Source organism: Arthrobacter sp. M71 S08 (assembly GCF_059089725.1).
The window spans coordinates 311355-328544 of sequence record NZ_JBNHEY010000001.1 but is presented as its reverse complement, the minus strand read 5'-3'; the positions used below and the strand labels follow the sequence as shown (position 1 = coordinate 328544).

At 58.9% G+C, this 17190-nt stretch carries 17 protein-coding genes; 3 read left to right on the top strand and 14 right to left on the bottom strand.

Annotated elements, in window-relative coordinates:
* Positions 1-410 precede the first annotated feature (410 nt).
* The 14 genes from AC5RTB_RS01555 to AC5RTB_RS01490 form a co-directional block, all read right to left on the bottom strand.
* Positions 411-1175 carry an SDR family NAD(P)-dependent oxidoreductase gene (locus AC5RTB_RS01555; protein WP_494059312.1) on the bottom strand — a complete coding sequence of 255 codons (765 nt, stop codon included), beginning with the start codon at positions 1173-1175 and terminating at the stop codon, positions 411-413.
* 9 nt (positions 1176-1184) lie between these two features.
* Entirely contained in the window at positions 1185-2045 is an 861-nt protein-coding gene (locus tag AC5RTB_RS01550) for a fumarylacetoacetate hydrolase family protein (RefSeq protein WP_494059311.1), read from the bottom strand.
* A 106-nt stretch (positions 2046-2151) separates the two neighbouring features.
* Complete coding sequence (locus AC5RTB_RS01545; RefSeq protein WP_494059310.1) at positions 2152-3465, bottom strand: L-fuconate dehydratase; 1314 nt, start codon at positions 3463-3465, stop codon at positions 2152-2154.
* A 37-nt stretch (positions 3466-3502) separates the two neighbouring features.
* Positions 3503-4471 carry an aldo/keto reductase gene (locus tag AC5RTB_RS01540; protein ID WP_494059309.1) on the bottom strand — a complete coding sequence of 323 codons (969 nt, stop codon included), beginning with the start codon at positions 4469-4471 and terminating at the stop codon, positions 3503-3505.
* A 76-nt stretch (positions 4472-4547) separates the two neighbouring features.
* A complete protein-coding gene (locus AC5RTB_RS01535; RefSeq protein WP_494059745.1) occupies positions 4548-5588 on the bottom strand; it encodes a LacI family DNA-binding transcriptional regulator in 1041 nt (346 codons plus the stop codon).
* 27 nt (positions 5589-5615) lie between these two features.
* A complete protein-coding gene (locus tag AC5RTB_RS01530) occupies positions 5616-6068 on the bottom strand; it encodes a MaoC family dehydratase (protein ID WP_494059308.1) in 453 nt (150 codons plus the stop codon).
* Positions 6068-7198, bottom strand: a complete 1131-nt coding sequence (locus AC5RTB_RS01525; RefSeq protein WP_494059307.1) for an extracellular solute-binding protein — start codon at positions 7196-7198, stop codon at positions 6068-6070. Before AC5RTB_RS01525 ends, AC5RTB_RS01530 begins: the two co-directional genes overlap by 1 nt.
* On the bottom strand, positions 7195-8397 hold the full coding sequence (locus tag AC5RTB_RS01520; protein WP_494059306.1) for a CaiB/BaiF CoA transferase family protein: 1203 nt from the start codon (positions 8395-8397) through the stop codon (positions 7195-7197). The genes AC5RTB_RS01525 and AC5RTB_RS01520 overlap by 4 nt, the downstream gene beginning before the upstream one ends.
* A 131-nt stretch (positions 8398-8528) precedes the next feature.
* Complete coding sequence (locus tag AC5RTB_RS01515; protein ID WP_494059305.1) at positions 8529-9617, bottom strand: Gfo/Idh/MocA family protein; 1089 nt, start codon at positions 9615-9617, stop codon at positions 8529-8531.
* Between the two features lie 7 nt (positions 9618-9624).
* The gene (locus AC5RTB_RS01510) at positions 9625-10572 is read right to left on the bottom strand and encodes a carbohydrate ABC transporter permease (protein WP_494059304.1); all 948 of its coding nucleotides are present in this window, start codon (positions 10570-10572) and stop codon (positions 9625-9627) included.
* Positions 10572-11552, bottom strand: coding sequence for a carbohydrate ABC transporter permease (locus tag AC5RTB_RS01505; protein WP_494059303.1), 981 nt, complete (start codon positions 11550-11552; stop codon positions 10572-10574). The genes AC5RTB_RS01510 and AC5RTB_RS01505 overlap by 1 nt, the downstream gene beginning before the upstream one ends.
* A gap of 100 nt (positions 11553-11652) precedes the next feature.
* Entirely contained in the window at positions 11653-12999 is a 1347-nt protein-coding gene (locus tag AC5RTB_RS01500) for an ABC transporter substrate-binding protein (protein WP_494059302.1), read from the bottom strand.
* 147 nt (positions 13000-13146) lie between these two features.
* Positions 13147-14025 (bottom strand): amidohydrolase family protein, encoded by an 879-nt coding sequence (locus AC5RTB_RS01495; protein ID WP_494059301.1) that lies wholly within the window; start codon positions 14023-14025, stop codon positions 13147-13149.
* Positions 14022-14351, bottom strand: a complete 330-nt coding sequence (locus tag AC5RTB_RS01490; RefSeq protein ID WP_494059300.1) for an L-rhamnose mutarotase — start codon at positions 14349-14351, stop codon at positions 14022-14024. Before AC5RTB_RS01490 ends, AC5RTB_RS01495 begins: the two co-directional genes overlap by 4 nt.
* A gap of 258 nt (positions 14352-14609) precedes the next feature.
* Between AC5RTB_RS01490 and AC5RTB_RS01485 the strand changes: the two genes are divergently transcribed.
* The 3 genes from AC5RTB_RS01485 to AC5RTB_RS01475 are packed head-to-tail and all read left to right on the top strand — an operon-like array spanning position 14610 to position 17166.
* Positions 14610-15773 (top strand): mandelate racemase/muconate lactonizing enzyme family protein, encoded by a 1164-nt coding sequence (locus AC5RTB_RS01485; protein WP_494059299.1) that lies wholly within the window; start codon positions 14610-14612, stop codon positions 15771-15773.
* Entirely contained in the window at positions 15760-16428 is a 669-nt protein-coding gene (locus AC5RTB_RS01480) for an RraA family protein (RefSeq protein WP_494059298.1), read from the top strand. Before AC5RTB_RS01485 ends, AC5RTB_RS01480 begins: the two co-directional genes overlap by 14 nt.
* Before the next feature lie 30 nt (positions 16429-16458).
* The gene (locus AC5RTB_RS01475; RefSeq protein ID WP_494059297.1) at positions 16459-17166 is read left to right on the top strand and encodes a FadR/GntR family transcriptional regulator; all 708 of its coding nucleotides are present in this window, start codon (positions 16459-16461) and stop codon (positions 17164-17166) included.
* Positions 17167-17190: the final 24 nt, after the last annotated feature.

Below are 17190 nucleotides of genomic sequence, written 5' to 3'. Positions count from 1 at the left end.
GACCTGCTCAGCGAGTGCTGCCTGCAATGGACCCAAATTCTCTATCCCACTCAGCCCCTTCGTCTGCAGCGGAGGGTGGCTTCCCAGAACAATGGGAACGTCCGTAATTACTCCAATGATTGACCTTGAGTGAGAGCATTGGTCGATTTGCGTTCCTGCGCGGGCCGAAACAAGGAAGCATAGGGTGCGGGGTGCTGAACTTCTGTCTTACGGTCACGGCTACCATGAATGGTCTGGAACGGTTCCCGACGCGGTGGCCCCGTTCGAACGAAGCTCTGGTGCTGCCCGAATGTTGCTCCGGCATGCGCGTCCTGATGCTCCATAAGTGCACGACGATGCGCTGTTCCGCTGGCTCACTGGCGCCAAGGCGGGACTACATCACTTTCGCCGGCTGGAGGCGGCCGCCAGGGTTATGCCGGGTTAGGCCGCAGGCGCAGGTTCTGCATACCCCCGTCCACCGGCAGCGCTGTGGCAGTGGTCGAGCCGGCGAGTGGAGAGGCCAGATATCCGATGGCTGCAGCCACTTCCTCAGCCCTGACGAGTCTACCGTGGGGCTGGCGGGCTTCCAGTGCCGCCCGCTCTGTCGCCGGGTCCTCGGCCTTTTCCAGCAGACGTCCGACCCACGGGGTATCGGCCGTGCCGGGATTGACGCAATTGACTCGGATTCCTTCGCGCAGGTGGTCGGCAGCCATACCCAGTGTCAGCGACTGCACCGCGCCCTTGGAGGCTCCATAGAGCGCCCTCGCGGGAAGACCCGCTGTGGCGGCGATGGAACATACGTTCACAATCGCGGCAGCAGGCGACTCCCGCAGGTGTGGAAGGGCGGCCCTGCTGACGCGCACTATTCCGATGACGTTGATATCGAAGACGCGTTGCCACTCGGCGTCGTCGTTATCGGTTATCGTCCCCTGCGCACCAATACCGGCGTTGTTAACGACGATGTCGAGGCGGCCGTAGTGCCCGACCACGGCGTCGACGGCGGACCTGACCGACGCGTCATCAGCGACATCACATCGAACCGTAAAATGCCGGTCATCAGCCGCTTCCGGGACCAGATCCAGTACCGCAACCAGGGCACCCATCTGCGCGAGGTACTCCGCCGCCGCAGCACCTATGCCCGAGGCCCCGCCTGTCACGAGGGCAACCAGTCCTTCCATAGACGTCTGATCGGTCATAATCTGCTCCTAAGCCTGTCCGAAGACCTGGCGTTGGCGGCCAAGCCCCTCAATCTCGATTTCCACGACGTCTCCAGCTGTCAGGTACGAGTACTTTCCGGACAACGCAACACCCTGCGGCGTGCCGGTCAGGATGACATCGCCAGCCTCCAGGGCCATGTACTGGCTCAGATGGTGCACAAGAAAGTCCGGCGCGAAAATCATGTCAGCCGTGTTCGAGTCCTGTCGCGGCTCTCCATTGACCCAGCTGCGAAGGCGGAGGCTGTTTGCATCCACCTCAGCGGCGGGAACCAGCCACGGGCCCAAGGGGGAAAACCCGGGGGAACACTTCCCCTTGGACCATTGCCCGCCTGAATCCGCCAGCTGAAATGTCCGTTCGGAGAGATCATTGGCCGCGAGGTAACCGGCAATGTGCCCGGCAGCCTCCGCTGTGGAGTCGAGATAGCTGGCTCGCTTGCCGATGACAATACCCAGTTCAACTTCCCAGTCCGTCTTGGTGCTACCCCGAGGGATGAAGGCGCCGTCATCCGGCCCCGCCACAGTGTTGGGGGTTTTAAGGAAAATGATGGGAACAGTGGGCGGCTCGGAACCAGATTCAGCAGCATGGGCGGCATAGTTCATACCGATGCAGACGATGGCTGAAGGACGTGCGACCGGAGCACCCAGGCGTTCCCTGCTGATATCGATGCTGGGCAGCGCGCCCGCCTCAAGGGCCCGTGCAACGGCTGCTATGCCGTCTGCGGCGAGGAACTCTCCGGTTACATCAGCGCACAGAGGCAGAAGGTCGTAAGCTTGCTCTTTCCCCTCCGCGTCCGTGCTCAGAGCCGCGGGTTTCTCCGCTCCAGATGCCCCGTAACGTACAAGTTTCATTTAGTGCTCCTCATGTTCTGTTTACTCGCTGACTTGTCAGCCGGGCCTATCGGGGGATGCAACTCATGCCGACCACCTGTTTGGCGCGGCCACCATGCCGTTCCGCTCAGGTGATGGTGCTTTCTGCGTCAGCCCAATAGCTGCCGTGCGGAAAGGCGAATTCTGAGATGGAAGCCTCGTACATCTCCGCGCTGTAACCGGGTTTAGTAGGCAGCCGGTAGGCAGCATTTTCAACAATGCAAGGGTCTACGAAATGCTCATGCAGATGATCCACGTATTCGGTGACTCTGTTATCGAGCGAACCGGAAACCGCCACATAGTCGAAGATCGACAGATGCTGGACCAGCTCGCACAGTCCCACTCCCCCGGCGTGCGGGCATACAGGCACACCAAACTTCTTGGCCATGAGATATACCGCGAGTATCTCGTTGATGCTGGCCAGCCGGGCCGAATCCAACTGGCAGTAGTCCATCGCCCCGGCCTGGAACATCTGTTTGAACAGAACCCGGTTCATTCCATGCTCACCGGTAGCCACCCCGATGGGTGCGACCGCTGCGCGCACCGCTGCATGTCCGAGAACATCGTCCGGGCTGGTTGGCTCCTCGATCCAAAGTGGCTTGAACTGGGCAAGAGAGTTGACCCATTCGATGGCTTCAGGTACGTCCCAGACCTGGTTGGCGTCGATCATGAGGTTGGCGTTGTCGCCGATCACCTCGCGGACTATGGCCAGCCTGCGGACATCGTCTTCTTTGTCCGCTCCAACTTTCATCTTGATGTGCTTATAGCCGGCGTCCATTGCTTCCTGGCAGAGCCTGCGCAGCTTTTCATCGGAGTAGCCCAGCCAGCCCGCACTCGTCGTGTAGCAGGGGTAGCCACTGACTTCCAGTTCGCTCAACCTCGCTGATCGTGTCGGTTCCATCTCTTGTAGCAGTGCAAGGGCTTCCTCCCGAGTCAGGGCGTCCGAGAGGTATTGAAGATCGGCAAGACCGACCAATTCCTCTGCCGTCATTTCGACAAGGAGACGCCACAACGGCTTGCCAGCGGCACGGGCTGCCAGATCCCACACAGCGTTCATTACTGCGGCCAGGGCAAGATGCTCCACACCCTTTTCGGGACCCAGCCATCGCAGCTGGGAATCCGATTTCAATTCACGGTAAATCCCGCCGAGGTCGCTGAGGACACCTTGGATGTCCCGCCCGATCAGCGGTTTGGCACGCTCTTGGGCTGCAAGAACACAGATGTCGTTGCCACGCCCGATTGTGAAGGTGAATCCGAACCCAGACAGCCCCGGGTCATCGGTGCGGAGGATCACATAAGCCGCGGAATAGTCCCCGTCCTTATTCATCGCATCAGAACCCGCTGCCGTCAGCGATGTCGGGAACCGTACGTCTACAACCTCGGCTGAGGTAATTGTGGTCACTTGTACTCCTTCAATGGTGCGCTGGTGGAACGATGGTTCACGCCTGGATCAGCCCCTGGTCTTGGAGGTCCGCCCAGAGCGCGTCCGGGATGGTTTTCAGATAGCGTTCCACGCTGCCTGCCACCTGCACGTCCGTGCGTCCTCCGACCACGACGGACACCGTAGCTGGATGACGCAGAGGGAACGCGAGGGCGGCCTCCGGAAGCGAAACGCCATGCTGTTCACACGTATCGGCGATCCGGTTGGCACGTTCAATGAGTTCCGCCGGAGCGTCCTCGTAGTTGTATTTCGCGTCGGCCGGCGGCCGGGACCGGGCCAGAAGCCCCGAGTTGTACGCTCCTGCAATGACCACGCCGACCCCGCGGTCAGCGGCGAGAGGCATAAGATCAGCTAGGGCGCCCTGTTCGAGCAGGGTGTAGCGGCCTGCGAGCATGACCACGTCGATGTCATGTCTGCGGATGAACTCCGCCGGCATCGCGGACTGGTTCATACCTGCACCGATCGCCCGGACAACTCCTTCGTCACGCAGCCTGAGAAGGGCGGGCAGCGCCTCTTCCGCGGCAACCTGGCCGTGCTCATCCGGATCGTGCAGGTAGACCATGTCAATACGGTCGAGGCGGAGGCGTTCAAGGCTTTCCTCAATAGAGCGCTTTATGCCATCAGCGCTGAAGTCCCATTTCCGTTTCAGGTCCGCGGGTACATCAAACCCCTCGGTATCCCGGGAGTGATGACCGCCGGGATTGGGAACGAGGAGACGGCCGGCCTTCGTGGAGAGAACGAAATCACCGCGGTCTTTTCGGCCTAGGAGTGCCCCCAAACGCCGTTCAGAGAGACCAAGCCCGTAATGGGGAGCGGTATCGAAATAACGGATGCCGGCCTCCCACGCGGTCTCGAAGGCCTTTTCTGCCTCGGCGTCCGTCGTCCGGCGGTAGAGATTTCCAAACTGGGCCGCCCCGAGACCCAGTTCCGTCAGGGCCAGGCCATTCCGCAAAGTCCTCGTGCGCACAACATCCTCCTACTCCTCTTTGGATAGCCGCACCCCACATGGAGCCGGTTTTGCGCCAACTGCTGTTGTCTACGCGCTAGCGCCCCGGTGGTCCCGTGGAATCCCTGATGATGAGTTCGGGGGCAGGGTCCGAGATAACGATGTTCTCTGCGGCTCCTGTGTCCAACCGCTCCCAGAATGACTGAACTGCACGCTTGCCCATCTCGTATAAGGGCATTTTGACGGTGGTCAGCGGCGGCCAGGTGTTCTCAGCACTCCAAGCATCGTGGATCGAGACAATCGAGATATCCTCGGGTACCCGAACACCCAATGTCCTGGCCTCGGCCAACGCCCCGATAGCAGCGTTGATGTTCGCGACAAGCAGCGCCGTCGGGGGCCGGCTCAGACTCATAATTTCGCGGAAGGCCTGCCGGCCCATGCGTGGCTCATAGCCAAGTGTCTTGACGTGTGCGCCGTTGCCGGAAAGGCCCGCGGCCTGCATCGCCTCGTGGAACCCGCGCGAACGTTCAACGGCGGTGTAAGTCTTGCTGCTTCCGGTCAGCAACCCAATACTCCGGTGGCCCAAACCGATCAGATGCTCCGTTGCCAGTCTCGCGGCACGCCTATTCTCGAGCACAACAGCTCCGGTATGGCCTTCTTCGATGGAGTTGATGAAGACAATTGGAACGTTCACCTCAGCTAGAGCCGCCATGTCCTCTTGGGAGGTGGTGTCCCCCAGTTGCACAAGGACCCCGTCCACGCGCCCTTCACCGGCCAGTTTCCTGATCGTTTCACCGCCGGGCTGCATGGCCTCGGCGCGGGCTAGCATCACCATGTAGTTCCGCTCCAAGGCAGCATCGTCGACTCCCTGCATGAGTGCGGTGAAGAGTGCGTTGGTCAGGTCGGGAACGATCAGCAGGATCACGTTGGACCGCGAGGATTTCAAGGCACGGCCAGCAAAATTGGGACGATAATCCAGATCCTTCGCGGCAGTCTTAATCCGTTCCCGGGTCGCTTTGCTTACCCGGGCCGACGGAGCATTGCTGAGTACACGTGAGACCGCGGACACCGAAACTCCTGCCCGTGCCGCAACGTCGCTTAGCGTCGCTGGGCGGCCATCAATGGACCGGCCCCGCATACCCTCTGAAGTTTGGTTCATCTGCCGCTAGGCCCCACGCTTGTTGACCAGGTACAAATGGGTAAGCACCAGGACGGTCTCCCCGCCTTGATTTCGCACGGTTACCAGCTCATGTACGTAACCGAAGCGGTCCGGGTTCTTTCGGTGATCAGTCCTTTCCGTGATCTCAGCCGTCACCGTCACCGTATCCCCGATAAAGACGGGTTGGATAAACCGGATCTTGTCATATCCATAGCTCATGGACTGCGGGTTGATGTCGCCTGCGGTCATCCCGACGGCAATTGACAGTATGAGGGTGCCGTGGGCGATCCGCTGCCCGAAAGGCTGCTTGGAACACCATTCAGCGTCCATATGGTGGGGAAAGAAATCACCAGTCTGGCCAGCGTGCAATACGATATCCGCTTCGGTTATGGTGCGCCCAGAACTGCTGCGGCTTCCACCGGTCTCATAGTCCTCAAACCACTTATCGACGGTCTGCATTATTCCTCCACAAGGAGCCGGGCGGCAGCGTCATTGAGCCGCTTAATCAGTTGCTGGTCGGTGAGCTCGCCTACCAGGGCCTCGGTGACCCATGGCGAAGCAGTGTCTTGGAACTCGACATATCCGGCAGTACGCGGCCGCACAACGGCGCCTTCCAGCGTTGCCCGTGTTCCAGAGAAGAAATCAAGGGTGTCTGCGTTCAGTCGTTCATCCTGCCATGCGGCGGCGTTTCCAGGCTGGCCCCCGGCGTCATAGTAAACACTGCGTTGCACGTCAGCGGACGCGACCCAAAACGCGAAAGCACGTGCAGCATCGACGTCGGAGGCAGAGGCAGAGACCGCGACGCCGGCACCTCCCAGCAGCGAGCCTCCAATTCCGGCCCTGCCTGCCGGAATATTGGTGTATCTGAGCCGCCCGCGGCGGAAACCTGGCCTCGCGTAGTTGGTATACCCGAACAGTAACGGGCTGTAGAACCATTCGTCGCTGCAGGCCAGTAATTCTGCCACCTCAATGGGGTTTGAGGTGAAGCAGCTCTCGGGGACCAAGGCGGCGAGTTTATGCATGCATTCGAGGGCCTCAAGGGCCTCCTCCTGCGCCAGGAACTGCCCGGGGGCAGTATTGATGCCAGCCCCGTTCCCGCCGGCAATCGTGATTAAGGACGAGAACGCATCAATCGGTTTCGCAGGCCAGAGCACCCGGCCTGCGCGCGCCAGCTCAAGAACTTCTTCCCATTCACAGGGCGGGTCAGTCAACAAGTCCGGCCGGCATGTTGCGACCTGGGCGGCAGCGTCGCTCGCCAGGCCGTACTGGTGCCCCTTATGTGCATAGCTCTCATGGGACCGGCCCACGGACTGCCCGGCCAGCACCGTCAGCTCATCATCGAAGCCTGCGCCATCGAGGCGGGCGAACAGTCCGCGTTCGGCAGCCAGAGGAATATGCGGATGGTCGATGACCAACAGGTCATAGTCCGCGGCGAGGTGGTCGACGGGCGCGTCAGCGAAGGCCTGCAAAGAGCGGTATTCCCATTGAACGTCCACCCCCGTTTCCTTGAGGTAGCGATCCGCCGATGCAACCATGCAGCCGTAGCCCCGGGGATGCTCCCAGGTGATCCCGCGCAGCGTGGTGTTCATTGTGCCCCCCAGCTTTCGGCTGAGGCGAAAAACTCCCTGTTAACCGCGTCATTGTGTTGTCCCAGCTTGGGTGCGGGCTTGTCGCTGGCGAGGATCTGGCCGTCAACACGGATAGGGCTTCGGGTTGTGGCCAGCGTGAGCTGTGAGCCGTCATCCGTATTGGCTCCATCACGCACGACTTCCTGAGTCATACGGACCGCTGTGAATCCCTCGTGGTGGACCAATTCCTCCAGTGTAAGGACCGGAGCGCACCACACATCCGCAGCATCGAGAATATCGAGCCAATGCTGCGTGCTTTCGGTGCCGAAGTGGGCTGCGAGCAGCGCTTCGATTTCCTCCTGGCGATCCCATGCGTCCTGCGGATCATCGATCTCAGTGAGCGCGGGGATCGCTAGGAGCGTCCCGAGTTTCGGCAAGGGGTTCATGGCGAGGGCGATGTAGCCGTCGCTGGTTGGATACGTTCCGTACGGGGCTGCGAGGAATGCATGTCCGGAATGCGGTCCGCCGCGTTCTACACGGACGGAAGCATCATTGAGCCGTGTACTCAACAATTCAAATTGAAGGTCCAGCATTGACTCCAGCAGACTGGTTTGGGCGTGACCGCCAATACCGGTCCGCTCGCGCCTGAGCAGAAGAGCGGTCACGCCCTGAGCGAGATGGCAACTGGCCAGGTGGTCGGCAATGGAGAGCCCGACAGGAACCGGCCCATCGGAATGGGATCCGCTGAGCCACGGAAGGCCAGAAATCGATTGGGCTAGTAGATCTTGCCCCGGCCTGTTCTTCCACGGTCCTACATCGCCGTATCCGCTAGCGCTTCCGTAAACAATGCTCGGATTCAACTCTTTGGCGGACTCATAATCTAGCCCGATCCTTTCCATGACGCCCGGACGGAAGTTCTGGATGATGACATCGGCCTTCTTCACAAGTTCTTTGATCCGGGAGAGATCCTCGGGGTCCTTCAGGTCCGCAGTGATCCCGTCCTTATTCCGATTCATCGCGTGGAACGAAATGGTATCTCCGTCGGCGGACCGGCCGGCGAAGGCGAGCGTCCGGCCGATGTCCCCGCCTTTGGGTCGCTCGATCTTGATGACCCTGGCCCCAAGGTCGGCAAGCCGCATCGCCGCAACCGGTCCGGCGAGAAACTGACTGAAATCCAGGACAGTGATACCGGCCAGAGGCCTAACTAAATCGGAGCTCATTAGCTCCTCCAATTTCTCTACGTAGGTGGAAACTTATCCTGGAATATCCAGCGGCGCTGGGTGAGCAATCGTTTGTTCATAGGTTAGTCAACCGCTGGGTTCAGAGCAAGAAACTGCTCCTCTTGGTCCCGTTACCGGTACGCCGGGACCACGCCACCGGCAGCGGAAGACTCATACGCCGCTTCCACCACTGCCATCGTGCGGTAGACATCGGCAACACCGTTCGGAAGGTCCGGAACAGAGCCTTCCAGGTACCGTTGCAACGCACTCATGGAGCCGATGAAGGCATCCGGGAACCAGGAACCTTCAAACGGGAGCGGCTGCCACCCTTTCTCCGGCTCCGAGTTACGGAAGATTTCGAGTCGGTCCTCTCCGCCGGAGGGATAGTCGAGCAAAAGCCCCATCTGGGCGCGAATCGCCCCCTCTGTGCCCTCCCATTTAATGAAGCTCTCCTCATACTTCTTTCCATAGTGATGATCATGGTTGGTGGAGATGAGGGCGCGGAGCGGCCTGGAGCTATAGTGCAGGATGATCTCCGAACGGCTGTTCGCGTGATCTTTACGCGGGTGCCGTACAGTGACAGCCGAAACGCTATCAGGATCTCCAATGAAGGACCGGATGAGATCGATGTAGTGCACACTGTGCATATTGATTTCGAGCCGCTCCATTGTCAGCACGTGCGGGAACATTTCCCAAGGAGTGTTCACCTCGACCCTGATTTGCAGGTCGTACAGTTCCCCGATGTCACCCCTTGCTATTGCGGCGCGAGCAACGGCCACATAGGGGCTGAACCGAAGCTGTGTATTGACCGCGGCAATTAAGCCTTTGCGCCGGCAGATCTCCATGATCCGGCCGGTATCGGCAAGGTAATTGCCTAAAGGCTTTTGGATGAGGACCCCCGCACCGTCGGGCAGCACCTCCAGCGTGTCCTCGTACTGTTCAGGCATCAGAGCTATGTCAAAAACCGCCCCCTCAGGAGCGGCGGCAACGGCATCCTCTACGGTGTCCACGACCAGCGGTATGCCGTATTCCTCTGCCAAGGCCTGCGCCCTGGCTCGTGTCCGGTTGTAGATCGCCGCCACCGGAAAACCTACCTTCCGGTAGGCCGGAAGATGGGCGTCTTTGACAATTCCGCCTGCACCGAGGATCACAATGGGACGTGGGGTCTGGGGCAGGTTCAGCGTATACGTCGGCGAAGGCAAAAACTCAGGGAGAGACATAAATCAATTATCCTTTCACGGCTCCGACTGTCTGGCCCCGCATGAGATACCGCTGGGCGCAGATGAAGAGAACAAGCAATGGAATCATGCTGATGAAAGTCGCGAGGGCCAGCTGGGGCATATAAAGCTTTACATCCAGTCCCGCTGCTACAGTCGGGTTGAAAAGCGGGCTGGCTCCGATGAGTTCCTGCAGGCCGATCGATATGGTCTTGTTCTGTTGGTTGGAACTGAGCAAAGCGAGCGGCAAGAAGAAGTTTGTCCAATTCGCTACAAATGAGAAGAACGTGACGAGGGCCACCGCTTGTTTCGATATCGGCGTTGCGACCTTGAGAAATATTTGTATTTCGCCGAGCCCGTCGATACGCGCGGCCTCGACAAGCTCCATAGGCATCGTGGTCATAAAGTGAATATATGAAAGGTAAACACCAAAAGGAAAGAAACCCATAATGATCAAAACCGGCCATAACTCACCGACCGCGTTTACCGCATTTACTTCTAGGAAGATGGGAATGACCAACACCGTATTTGGTATCACCATTGTTACAAGGGTTACAAATAGCACCGCTCGTCGAAATCGAAAGCGCAGCCTCGCCATAGCATAGCCGGCAGGTATAGCGGCGACTACCGCCAAAATAGCTCCACCAAGTCCCACAAATAACGAATTGGCCATCCAACGTGTGAACAATCCGCCTGCGCCCGGCCCGAACCCGTTGACTTGTGACCAACTGTACAAGGCGTTCTCCCAAGAGACGCCTCCCAATCCGAGGAAGCCATCACTGCCAGCCTGGACCGCATCGTTATCGCGGAACGCCATGGCTATGAACCCTACGATCGGAAATACGATGACTGCCGCCATGAAGAGCATAGTGGCGATACGAGCTATACGGCCGACGCTAAAATCCTTGCGCTGGCGTCTTTCAGTAACGTTTCCACTTGAAATCCGGCTCGTCATCATTACTTCTCCTCTTCGCCGAAGATACCACTTCGGAATACCACGAGTAATCCGATCCCGAGCGTAATAATCAGTAGAATTATAGACATTGCCGCTGCAGCAGGGAAATTGTAATTCGAGAATGCGAATGCGTACCCAAGCTGTGTCGGCGTCCATTGGTCTGGAAGTGCATTGGATGCCACTTGATCCAAAAGATACGGTTCAAGAAAGAGCTGGAAGCCATACGCGAGATTCATAAGTGCGGCATAACCGATCCATGGCCGGATCATCGGTAGTTTGATACGCCATGTGAGGTGCCATGCGTTTGCACCGTCTATAGACGCGGCCTCAAGAACATCATCCGAAATGTTGTTGAGGCCTCCATTGACGACCAAGATCCATGTGCCAATTCCTTGGAAGAGAAGCATTGCGGTGAGAATTACCGGTAAGTTTCCTGGCGACACAAGCACTGCTTTTATGGTAGTCAGGCCCATCGAATGCCAGAACCCTTGGATTGGCGACTGAGCTGGATTCAGAAGATAGACCCACAACACGAAGTTTGCTACACCAGCAAGTGCACCAGGGACATAGTAAATAAACCGCATGGAACTACCAAAACGCCCCGGACTCGCGTGAACGAGTAGCGCCATGCCGACAATTCCAAAGAGCATAAGTGGTAGCCAAATTACCAAAACGCTGAATATGTTGAGAAAAGTGTCAATGAATCTGAAGTCAGTGATCACCGTTAGAAAACTTTTCAAGCCGCCGAAGGAGACCTCGGGATTCAGTGGTGTAGGCGGTGTCTGAAAGGCGACGACAAAGGCGTAGGCAATAGGAATGATGCCGGCGACCAGAAGCAAGGCGATGTACGGGGACATCAGTGTCCAGGCACCACGAACCTCACGCCGGCGCAAGACCGAAGACTTTCTGGACTGCCTCGCCCGCTGCCTTGGAACGGACTTGACGCTCGTCTCGTCGGTCAGATCGATCGTCTTATGGTCCATAACGGGAGTCCCTTGAAATTGAAGACGGCTTAGAAAGGAGCAAGAGGTGAGGGCGCAGCCAGCGTGGGCTGCGCCCTCCCCATTGGTCAGTGCAGCGTTATTACGGTACTTCGGTCACCACTGTGTAGCCCTGAGCTTCAGCTTCATTGAGCAGCCGGTCCCCGAATGCGGTCCAGCCGGCATCCACTCCCGCTTGGTCGATGAGTGCGGGGGTCATCGTCTCGGCCCAGATCCCGCCGGTGTTGTAGAGCATGTAGGCATGACCTTCCACAACATATTCAGTTGCGCCCTTAATTGCTTCAAACGTGGTGTCGGTATCGGCGAAGTATTCTGAAGCGGCTTGCTTCGCGATCCAGTCGTCCTGGACAGGGCCATATCCTGGAAGACCTGTGCTCAGTTCCACCTGCCAAGCGGGATCAGTTGCCACAAATTCCATGAAGATCTTTGCGTTTTCTAGCTGCTCGCCTTCGATGAAGTTTGACATGCCCCAGAGCCCGCCACCTTCATTTCCCGTGGACGGCTCAGTATCGCCTTCCCAGGGAAGCGGGGCTACCGCGCTCATGGTGCCCGGCTCGATGTTCCACGTCTGATTGAAGAGATAGTCGCCCCACCACGCCGCACCAGGGCTCATCACGAGATCCGGACCGATGTCAGCCGCGTCGGCATCGAAGATCCCTAATTCGGTAGCAGCATCGCCCTCCACCAGAGTGTTGATCAACTCTTTCGCGCGTTGGCACCGTTCATCGTCGAGATTGATGTGGACCTCGGTTTCAGAGATCCGGTCGTTGGTAGGACATCCGCTAGCCCAGAGGTACCGGTCGGGCGCGTAGGAGTCTCCTAGGAAGGCGCTGATCTTTCCGGGGTGCTCCTCGGCAATGGTCACCGCGAGATCGGCATACTCCTCCCACGTGGTGGGGAGTGTGTAATCGTTCTCATCGAAGAAGGTCTTGTTGTACCAGAAGACATCAGGTGCCGCGTCGTTACGGAGGCAACGGATGGTGCCGTCAATATTGCATGGGTCGAGGACAGCCTCCTCGTAACCTTCAATTACCTCGGGCAGGTGGCCAGTCAGATCTGCCGCATAATTGATCTGCGCTCCGGTAGCCCAGGCGATATCGTCGTTGGACGGAAAGAAAATGGCATCCGGAAACCCTTGCCCGGCCTGGCTGAACTGCGAGAACTGTTGCTGGAGCGTTTTGCCACCGACAGTGCCGTCAATCTGAACGACCTCGGTCTCTATTTCTGGATGTGCCTCTACGAAAGCCTCCGCAGCGGGGACACGCGGCGGATCAACCCATACCGTGATTTTGCCGCCAGAGTCGTTTCGTTCCACGTCGGCTTCTGTCGACCCACCGCCGCCGCACGCGGATAGCAACAGAACAGCAAGAGCGCCCATTGCCAGCGGACCTCCTCTGAGAACGCGGCGCTGAATATTGGGTGTCTTCATTGACTCTCCTCCATAGATAGGTTCAGCCGCGGAGCGAGGACGTCCAGCTCCAAAACGACTCTGCTCAAACGTTAGCCCAGGACAAATTGGAGGTCAATCGTTTGCTCATGATTCTTTTAGATCCCATTAACGGCAGTCTGCCGCTGTCTACTTTCCGAAGGCTGTCCGTGCCTGCTCAAGCAGCGCCGGATCTATCTGGTAAAACTGTGTCGCCGTGCCGCTTTCCAGCGCGCGGCGCTCATCGGCCGCCAAGCTTTCGAAAAGGGGTACCAGGCCGTTCCAGACTTTGTCATAGCCGCCGGCAAGGACGGATATGGGCCAGTCACCGCCGTACATAAGCCGGCCGGGACCGAATAACTCAAGGGCGCGCTCAAAGAACGGTCTAATCTTCTCGGTCGACCAAGCGCTCATCGGCCCTTCCGCGGGATACAGCCCGGAGACCTTCGCATGGACAAGAGGGTTTTCGGACGCACGCTCTATCAAGCTCCACCAGGGCTGTACCTCATCACGGCCAATCGGGGGCTTTGAGAGGTGGTCGATCACGATCTTCAAATCAGGGTGCCGCTCACCGAGAACGGGGACGTGCTCCAGATGCCGGGGAAGCACCGAAACCAGGTCAAAGCTCAAGCCCGCCTGCTCCAGTATTCCGAGGCCCTCGTCAACCTCGGGGCGAAGCACCCAGTCCGGATCCGGCTGTTCGTGAATCAGGTTGCGGATCCCGACCACGTGACGGGACTGTTTGAGCCAGTCGAGTTGTTCGGCGGCTTCAACAGGACGATCGAGCGGAATATAACCAACAACTGCCACTACTTCCGGATGGGTGGCCGCGACATCGAGCATATATTGAGTGTCCTCGGCGTTGTCCGCTGCCTGAACCAGGACCGTTGCGCCAATTCCTGCCCGGCGCAGATGTGGCCGCAGCTCCTCAAACTCAATCGTCCGGTCAATAGGGCTGAGTTGCTCCGTCAGCCACTCGTAGTGCGCCCGACTGCGATCCCAGACGTGCTGATGTGCGTCAATAATCATGATTCTGCCCCTTCCGTAGGCAGCTCCCATACGAGTGGTATCCCCCGGTCTCCTCCGGAATAGTCGTCGTGCACCTCCAGGAGTTCGCCCATTTGTGCCTGCCAAGGCACGTTAGCCGGGTGTTCACGGAGATACGCGCGCATGGCAGCATAATCGTCGCATTCGACGAGATGAAAGATTTCCCTGCCTGAGCGCCATATGCGCCAGCTGTGGACTCCGGCCTCGCGCAAAGCAGTATCCAGAGGCGCCGGGATAACGGCGTGGATCCGGTCATAGTCGGGTTCGCGCCCCGGTGCCAGCCGGGTGTGCAGAGCGATAGTTTCCATCGGTTCTCCTTAGGTCGGCGGTGGGGTCCACAGATACTAGCGCCCGGGATGCGAAGCAGCTCCCGGCACCAGTCTGCGGGCAGTTGGTCACGAAGGCTGCCGCGCACCACGTCGAGCCATGCTCCGCTTCGACGCATTCATCCTATGTATTACGTGCGAACAGTGTCGACGCTTCGCACCACAGCGAACTGTATACAGCCGCACCGGAGATAGATACGATCAATCAAAATTGGGTCGAATCGGCGCAGGGAGTAACTCATGCAGGCGACCGCTCTGACGGTGAGTGCCGTCCGGCCCATTCTCCTTTCGGCCGCATATGAGCCAGGAGAAGAACTCGTCTGGGTGGGAGGCACAATCCGCTCTTGGGACGCCGCTCTGGTCGAGGTTACTCTTTCCGATGGCTCAACCGGGATCGGTGAGGCCGGCGCGGGAATCATGGCCGCGGTCAGCGTGCCCGGGATTCTCGACGCCTATCGACCGTATATTCTCGACCGCAGTTTTGAGCACCCCCTTCAAGTCGCAGCGACTCTCCAAGCCTATACAGCCTTTTGGTCCCGCGGCGGAATCCTCAGCGGCGTTGCCGGAGCGATTGAAACCGCAGTCCTGGACGCTGTGGGAAAGCGCGAAGGAGTTCCGGCCTCTGAGCTGCTGGGCGGCCTGAAGCACAACAGCATCGAAGCTTACGCCAGCGGCGGTTTAGGTACGAGTTTTGAACAGATTGATCAATGGGCGTCGCGGCAGTCCGAGCTGGGATTGAAGACGGTGAAGTTCCGGGCCATGAATGACCCGGACACGACCATCGAACTCCTCAACCATGTGGTCCCGAGACTGCAGCCGGGGATGCAGTTCGTACTGGACGCGGTGCAAGGATGCGCTTCCCATCCATGGACAGTAGAGGACGCAATCAGGGTGGGGGAACAGGCACAGAAATTTGGGGCTCGCTGGTATGAGGAACCGTGTTTTGCAACCGATGTGACTGGTTACGTCCGCGTCCGGTCCGCCTTGGATGTCACAGTTTCAGGGGTGGAGTCACACGGTACGGTCGGTGAGTTTGCACAGCTTATCGAAGCGGGCGGCATCGGTCTGGCCCAGCCGGATGTCACGTTCGTCGGAGGCCCGAATAACTTCCATGAGGTGGCCGATCTGGCATACACCAGCGGCGTCGATTGTGTCCCCCATGTCTGGGGCAGCGGCGTAACCTTCTCGGCAAATCTGCACGCTTCGCTTGCCCACAGGCATGTGACGCTCTTTGAGTACTGTACGTTGCCCAACCCGCTTCGCGAAGCGCTGCTTCTCGAGCCCGTCAACCTTGTGAATGGCCGGATCGCGGCACCGAGGCTTCCGGGCTTAGGTGTAAGTGTCGACGTCGGCATCGAGGAACAGTATCCATTCCAGCCCGGAGGCGGCCATGTCATCAAATGAACGCACTTTCACCTCAATGCCCGCGGACACACGGATGAGCTCGTCTTTGGTTTCAGATGCGCTGGATAGCCTCGGCTACCGAAAACAGGTCCTGCAGCAGCGGCTCATCCCACTTATCCCTGGTTCGCGCGTGTTGGGTAGAGCTTCGACGGTGCAGTTCACCCCCTCTCTTGAAGCGCCGGAGGAGGGTCCTTATGACGCTGCCATTGCCTTTATCGACTCCCTGCAGAAGGGCGACGTGGCGGTCCTTGCGACCGACGGAAACAACTCGACCGGCTACTGGGGCGAGCTTTTCAGCGCTGCAGCCATCGGAAGATCCGCTGCCGGGATGATCACCGACGGAAACATCCGGGACAGCGCCGAGATAGCTGCGCTCGGGTTTCCCGTCTTCTCCGCCGGACGGCGCCCCGTGGACTACCGGGCTCGGATGCGCATTGTTGCGGTTTATCAGCGCGTGAGTATGTCGGGAGTTGAAATAGATCATGGTGATCTGGTTGTTGCCGACGACGACGGCGTCGTCATCGTGCCACGACACCTTGAGTATCGGGTCCTCGAGTCGGCCCGGACCCGGGCCGGATCGGAGTCCGCCGTATTAGCCGAATTGCTTAGCGGGGCGTCGCTGCGCAGCGTGTGGGACCGTTATAAGGTTCTCTGAGCTGATTCGCACCCGTCAAATGGAGGCTTAGTGTCAGTACCTGCGCAGCTGTCGCAATCCGACCTCGTCGTGAACGGTATTAAAGGGATGATCCTCGAAGGCCGGCTCAGTCCCGGACAACGGCTCCCGGTCGAGAAGGACTTGGCACCGCAGCTAGGGGTCTCCCGCAGTTCCCTCCGGGAAGGAGTCCGCGCCCTTTGCACCATGGGGGTTCTGGAAACTCGCCAGGGTGCAGGTACATACGTCACTTCCTTGGATGTTTCACTCCTCATTACTCCCCTGACTTTCCTTGTGGACATCCAGGACCCTTCAGGCGCTCTTCAGGTCCATGCTGTCCGGCGGGTCCTCGAAACGGAAGCTGCAGGGCGGGCCGCACTCGGGTTCACCGCTGCCGACGTTGAAGCCGCGAGCCAAATCCTTGACGAGAGCGCCCGTGCCATCAATGCACCCACCGTGGACCATGAGGCCGTGTTGGATGCCGATTTGCGCTTTCATCGGCTGATTGCTCATAAGGCCGACAACAAAATTCTCGCAGCCCTGATCGATGCGCTCGGCGACAAGGCCGTGCGGTGGCGGTTGCGGCGCTTGATCGCCGATGACCACGCGGACCATTTGGCCCTCTCCCAGCACCGGGGGATCCTGAAGGCGTTGGCAAGCGGGGACCCTGACCACTCCCGGCTTTTGATGGCAAGCCACTTGTTCGGTGTAGAAAAATTCATCAGTGACCACGTTGAGTAAACCAACCAAGCGCATACTGATAGT

Excerpts from the sequence above, each read along its gene's own strand:
- AC5RTB_RS01555 (WP_494059312.1), bottom strand. The coding sequence starts at position 1,175 with ATGACCGATCAGACGTCTATGGAAGGACTGGTTGCCCTCGTGACAGGC.
- AC5RTB_RS01550 (WP_494059311.1), bottom strand. The coding sequence starts at position 2,045 with ATGAAACTTGTACGTTACGGGGCATCTGGAGCGGAGAAACCCGCGGCT.
- AC5RTB_RS01535 (WP_494059745.1), bottom strand. The coding sequence starts at position 5,588 with ATGCGGGGCCGGTCCATTGATGGCCGCCCAGCGACGCTAAGCGACGTT.
- AC5RTB_RS01530 (WP_494059308.1), bottom strand. The coding sequence starts at position 6,068 with ATGCAGACCGTCGATAAGTGGTTTGAGGACTATGAGACCGGTGGAAGC.
- AC5RTB_RS01525 (WP_494059307.1), bottom strand. The coding sequence starts at position 7,198 with ATGAACACCACGCTGCGCGGGATCACCTGGGAGCATCCCCGGGGCTAC.
- AC5RTB_RS01520 (WP_494059306.1), bottom strand. The coding sequence starts at position 8,397 with ATGAGCTCCGATTTAGTTAGGCCTCTGGCCGGTATCACTGTCCTGGAT.
- AC5RTB_RS01515 (WP_494059305.1), bottom strand. The coding sequence starts at position 9,617 with ATGTCTCTCCCTGAGTTTTTGCCTTCGCCGACGTATACGCTGAACCTG.
- AC5RTB_RS01510 (WP_494059304.1), bottom strand. The coding sequence starts at position 10,572 with ATGATGACGAGCCGGATTTCAAGTGGAAACGTTACTGAAAGACGCCAG.
- AC5RTB_RS01505 (WP_494059303.1), bottom strand. The coding sequence starts at position 11,552 with ATGGACCATAAGACGATCGATCTGACCGACGAGACGAGCGTCAAGTCC.
- AC5RTB_RS01500 (WP_494059302.1), bottom strand. The coding sequence starts at position 12,999 with ATGAAGACACCCAATATTCAGCGCCGCGTTCTCAGAGGAGGTCCGCTG.
- AC5RTB_RS01495 (WP_494059301.1), bottom strand. The coding sequence starts at position 14,025 with ATGATTATTGACGCACATCAGCACGTCTGGGATCGCAGTCGGGCGCAC.
- AC5RTB_RS01490 (WP_494059300.1), bottom strand. The coding sequence starts at position 14,351 with ATGGAAACTATCGCTCTGCACACCCGGCTGGCACCGGGGCGCGAACCC.
- AC5RTB_RS01485 (WP_494059299.1), top strand. The coding sequence starts at position 14,610 with ATGCAGGCGACCGCTCTGACGGTGAGTGCCGTCCGGCCCATTCTCCTT.
- AC5RTB_RS01480 (WP_494059298.1), top strand. The coding sequence starts at position 15,760 with ATGTCATCAAATGAACGCACTTTCACCTCAATGCCCGCGGACACACGG.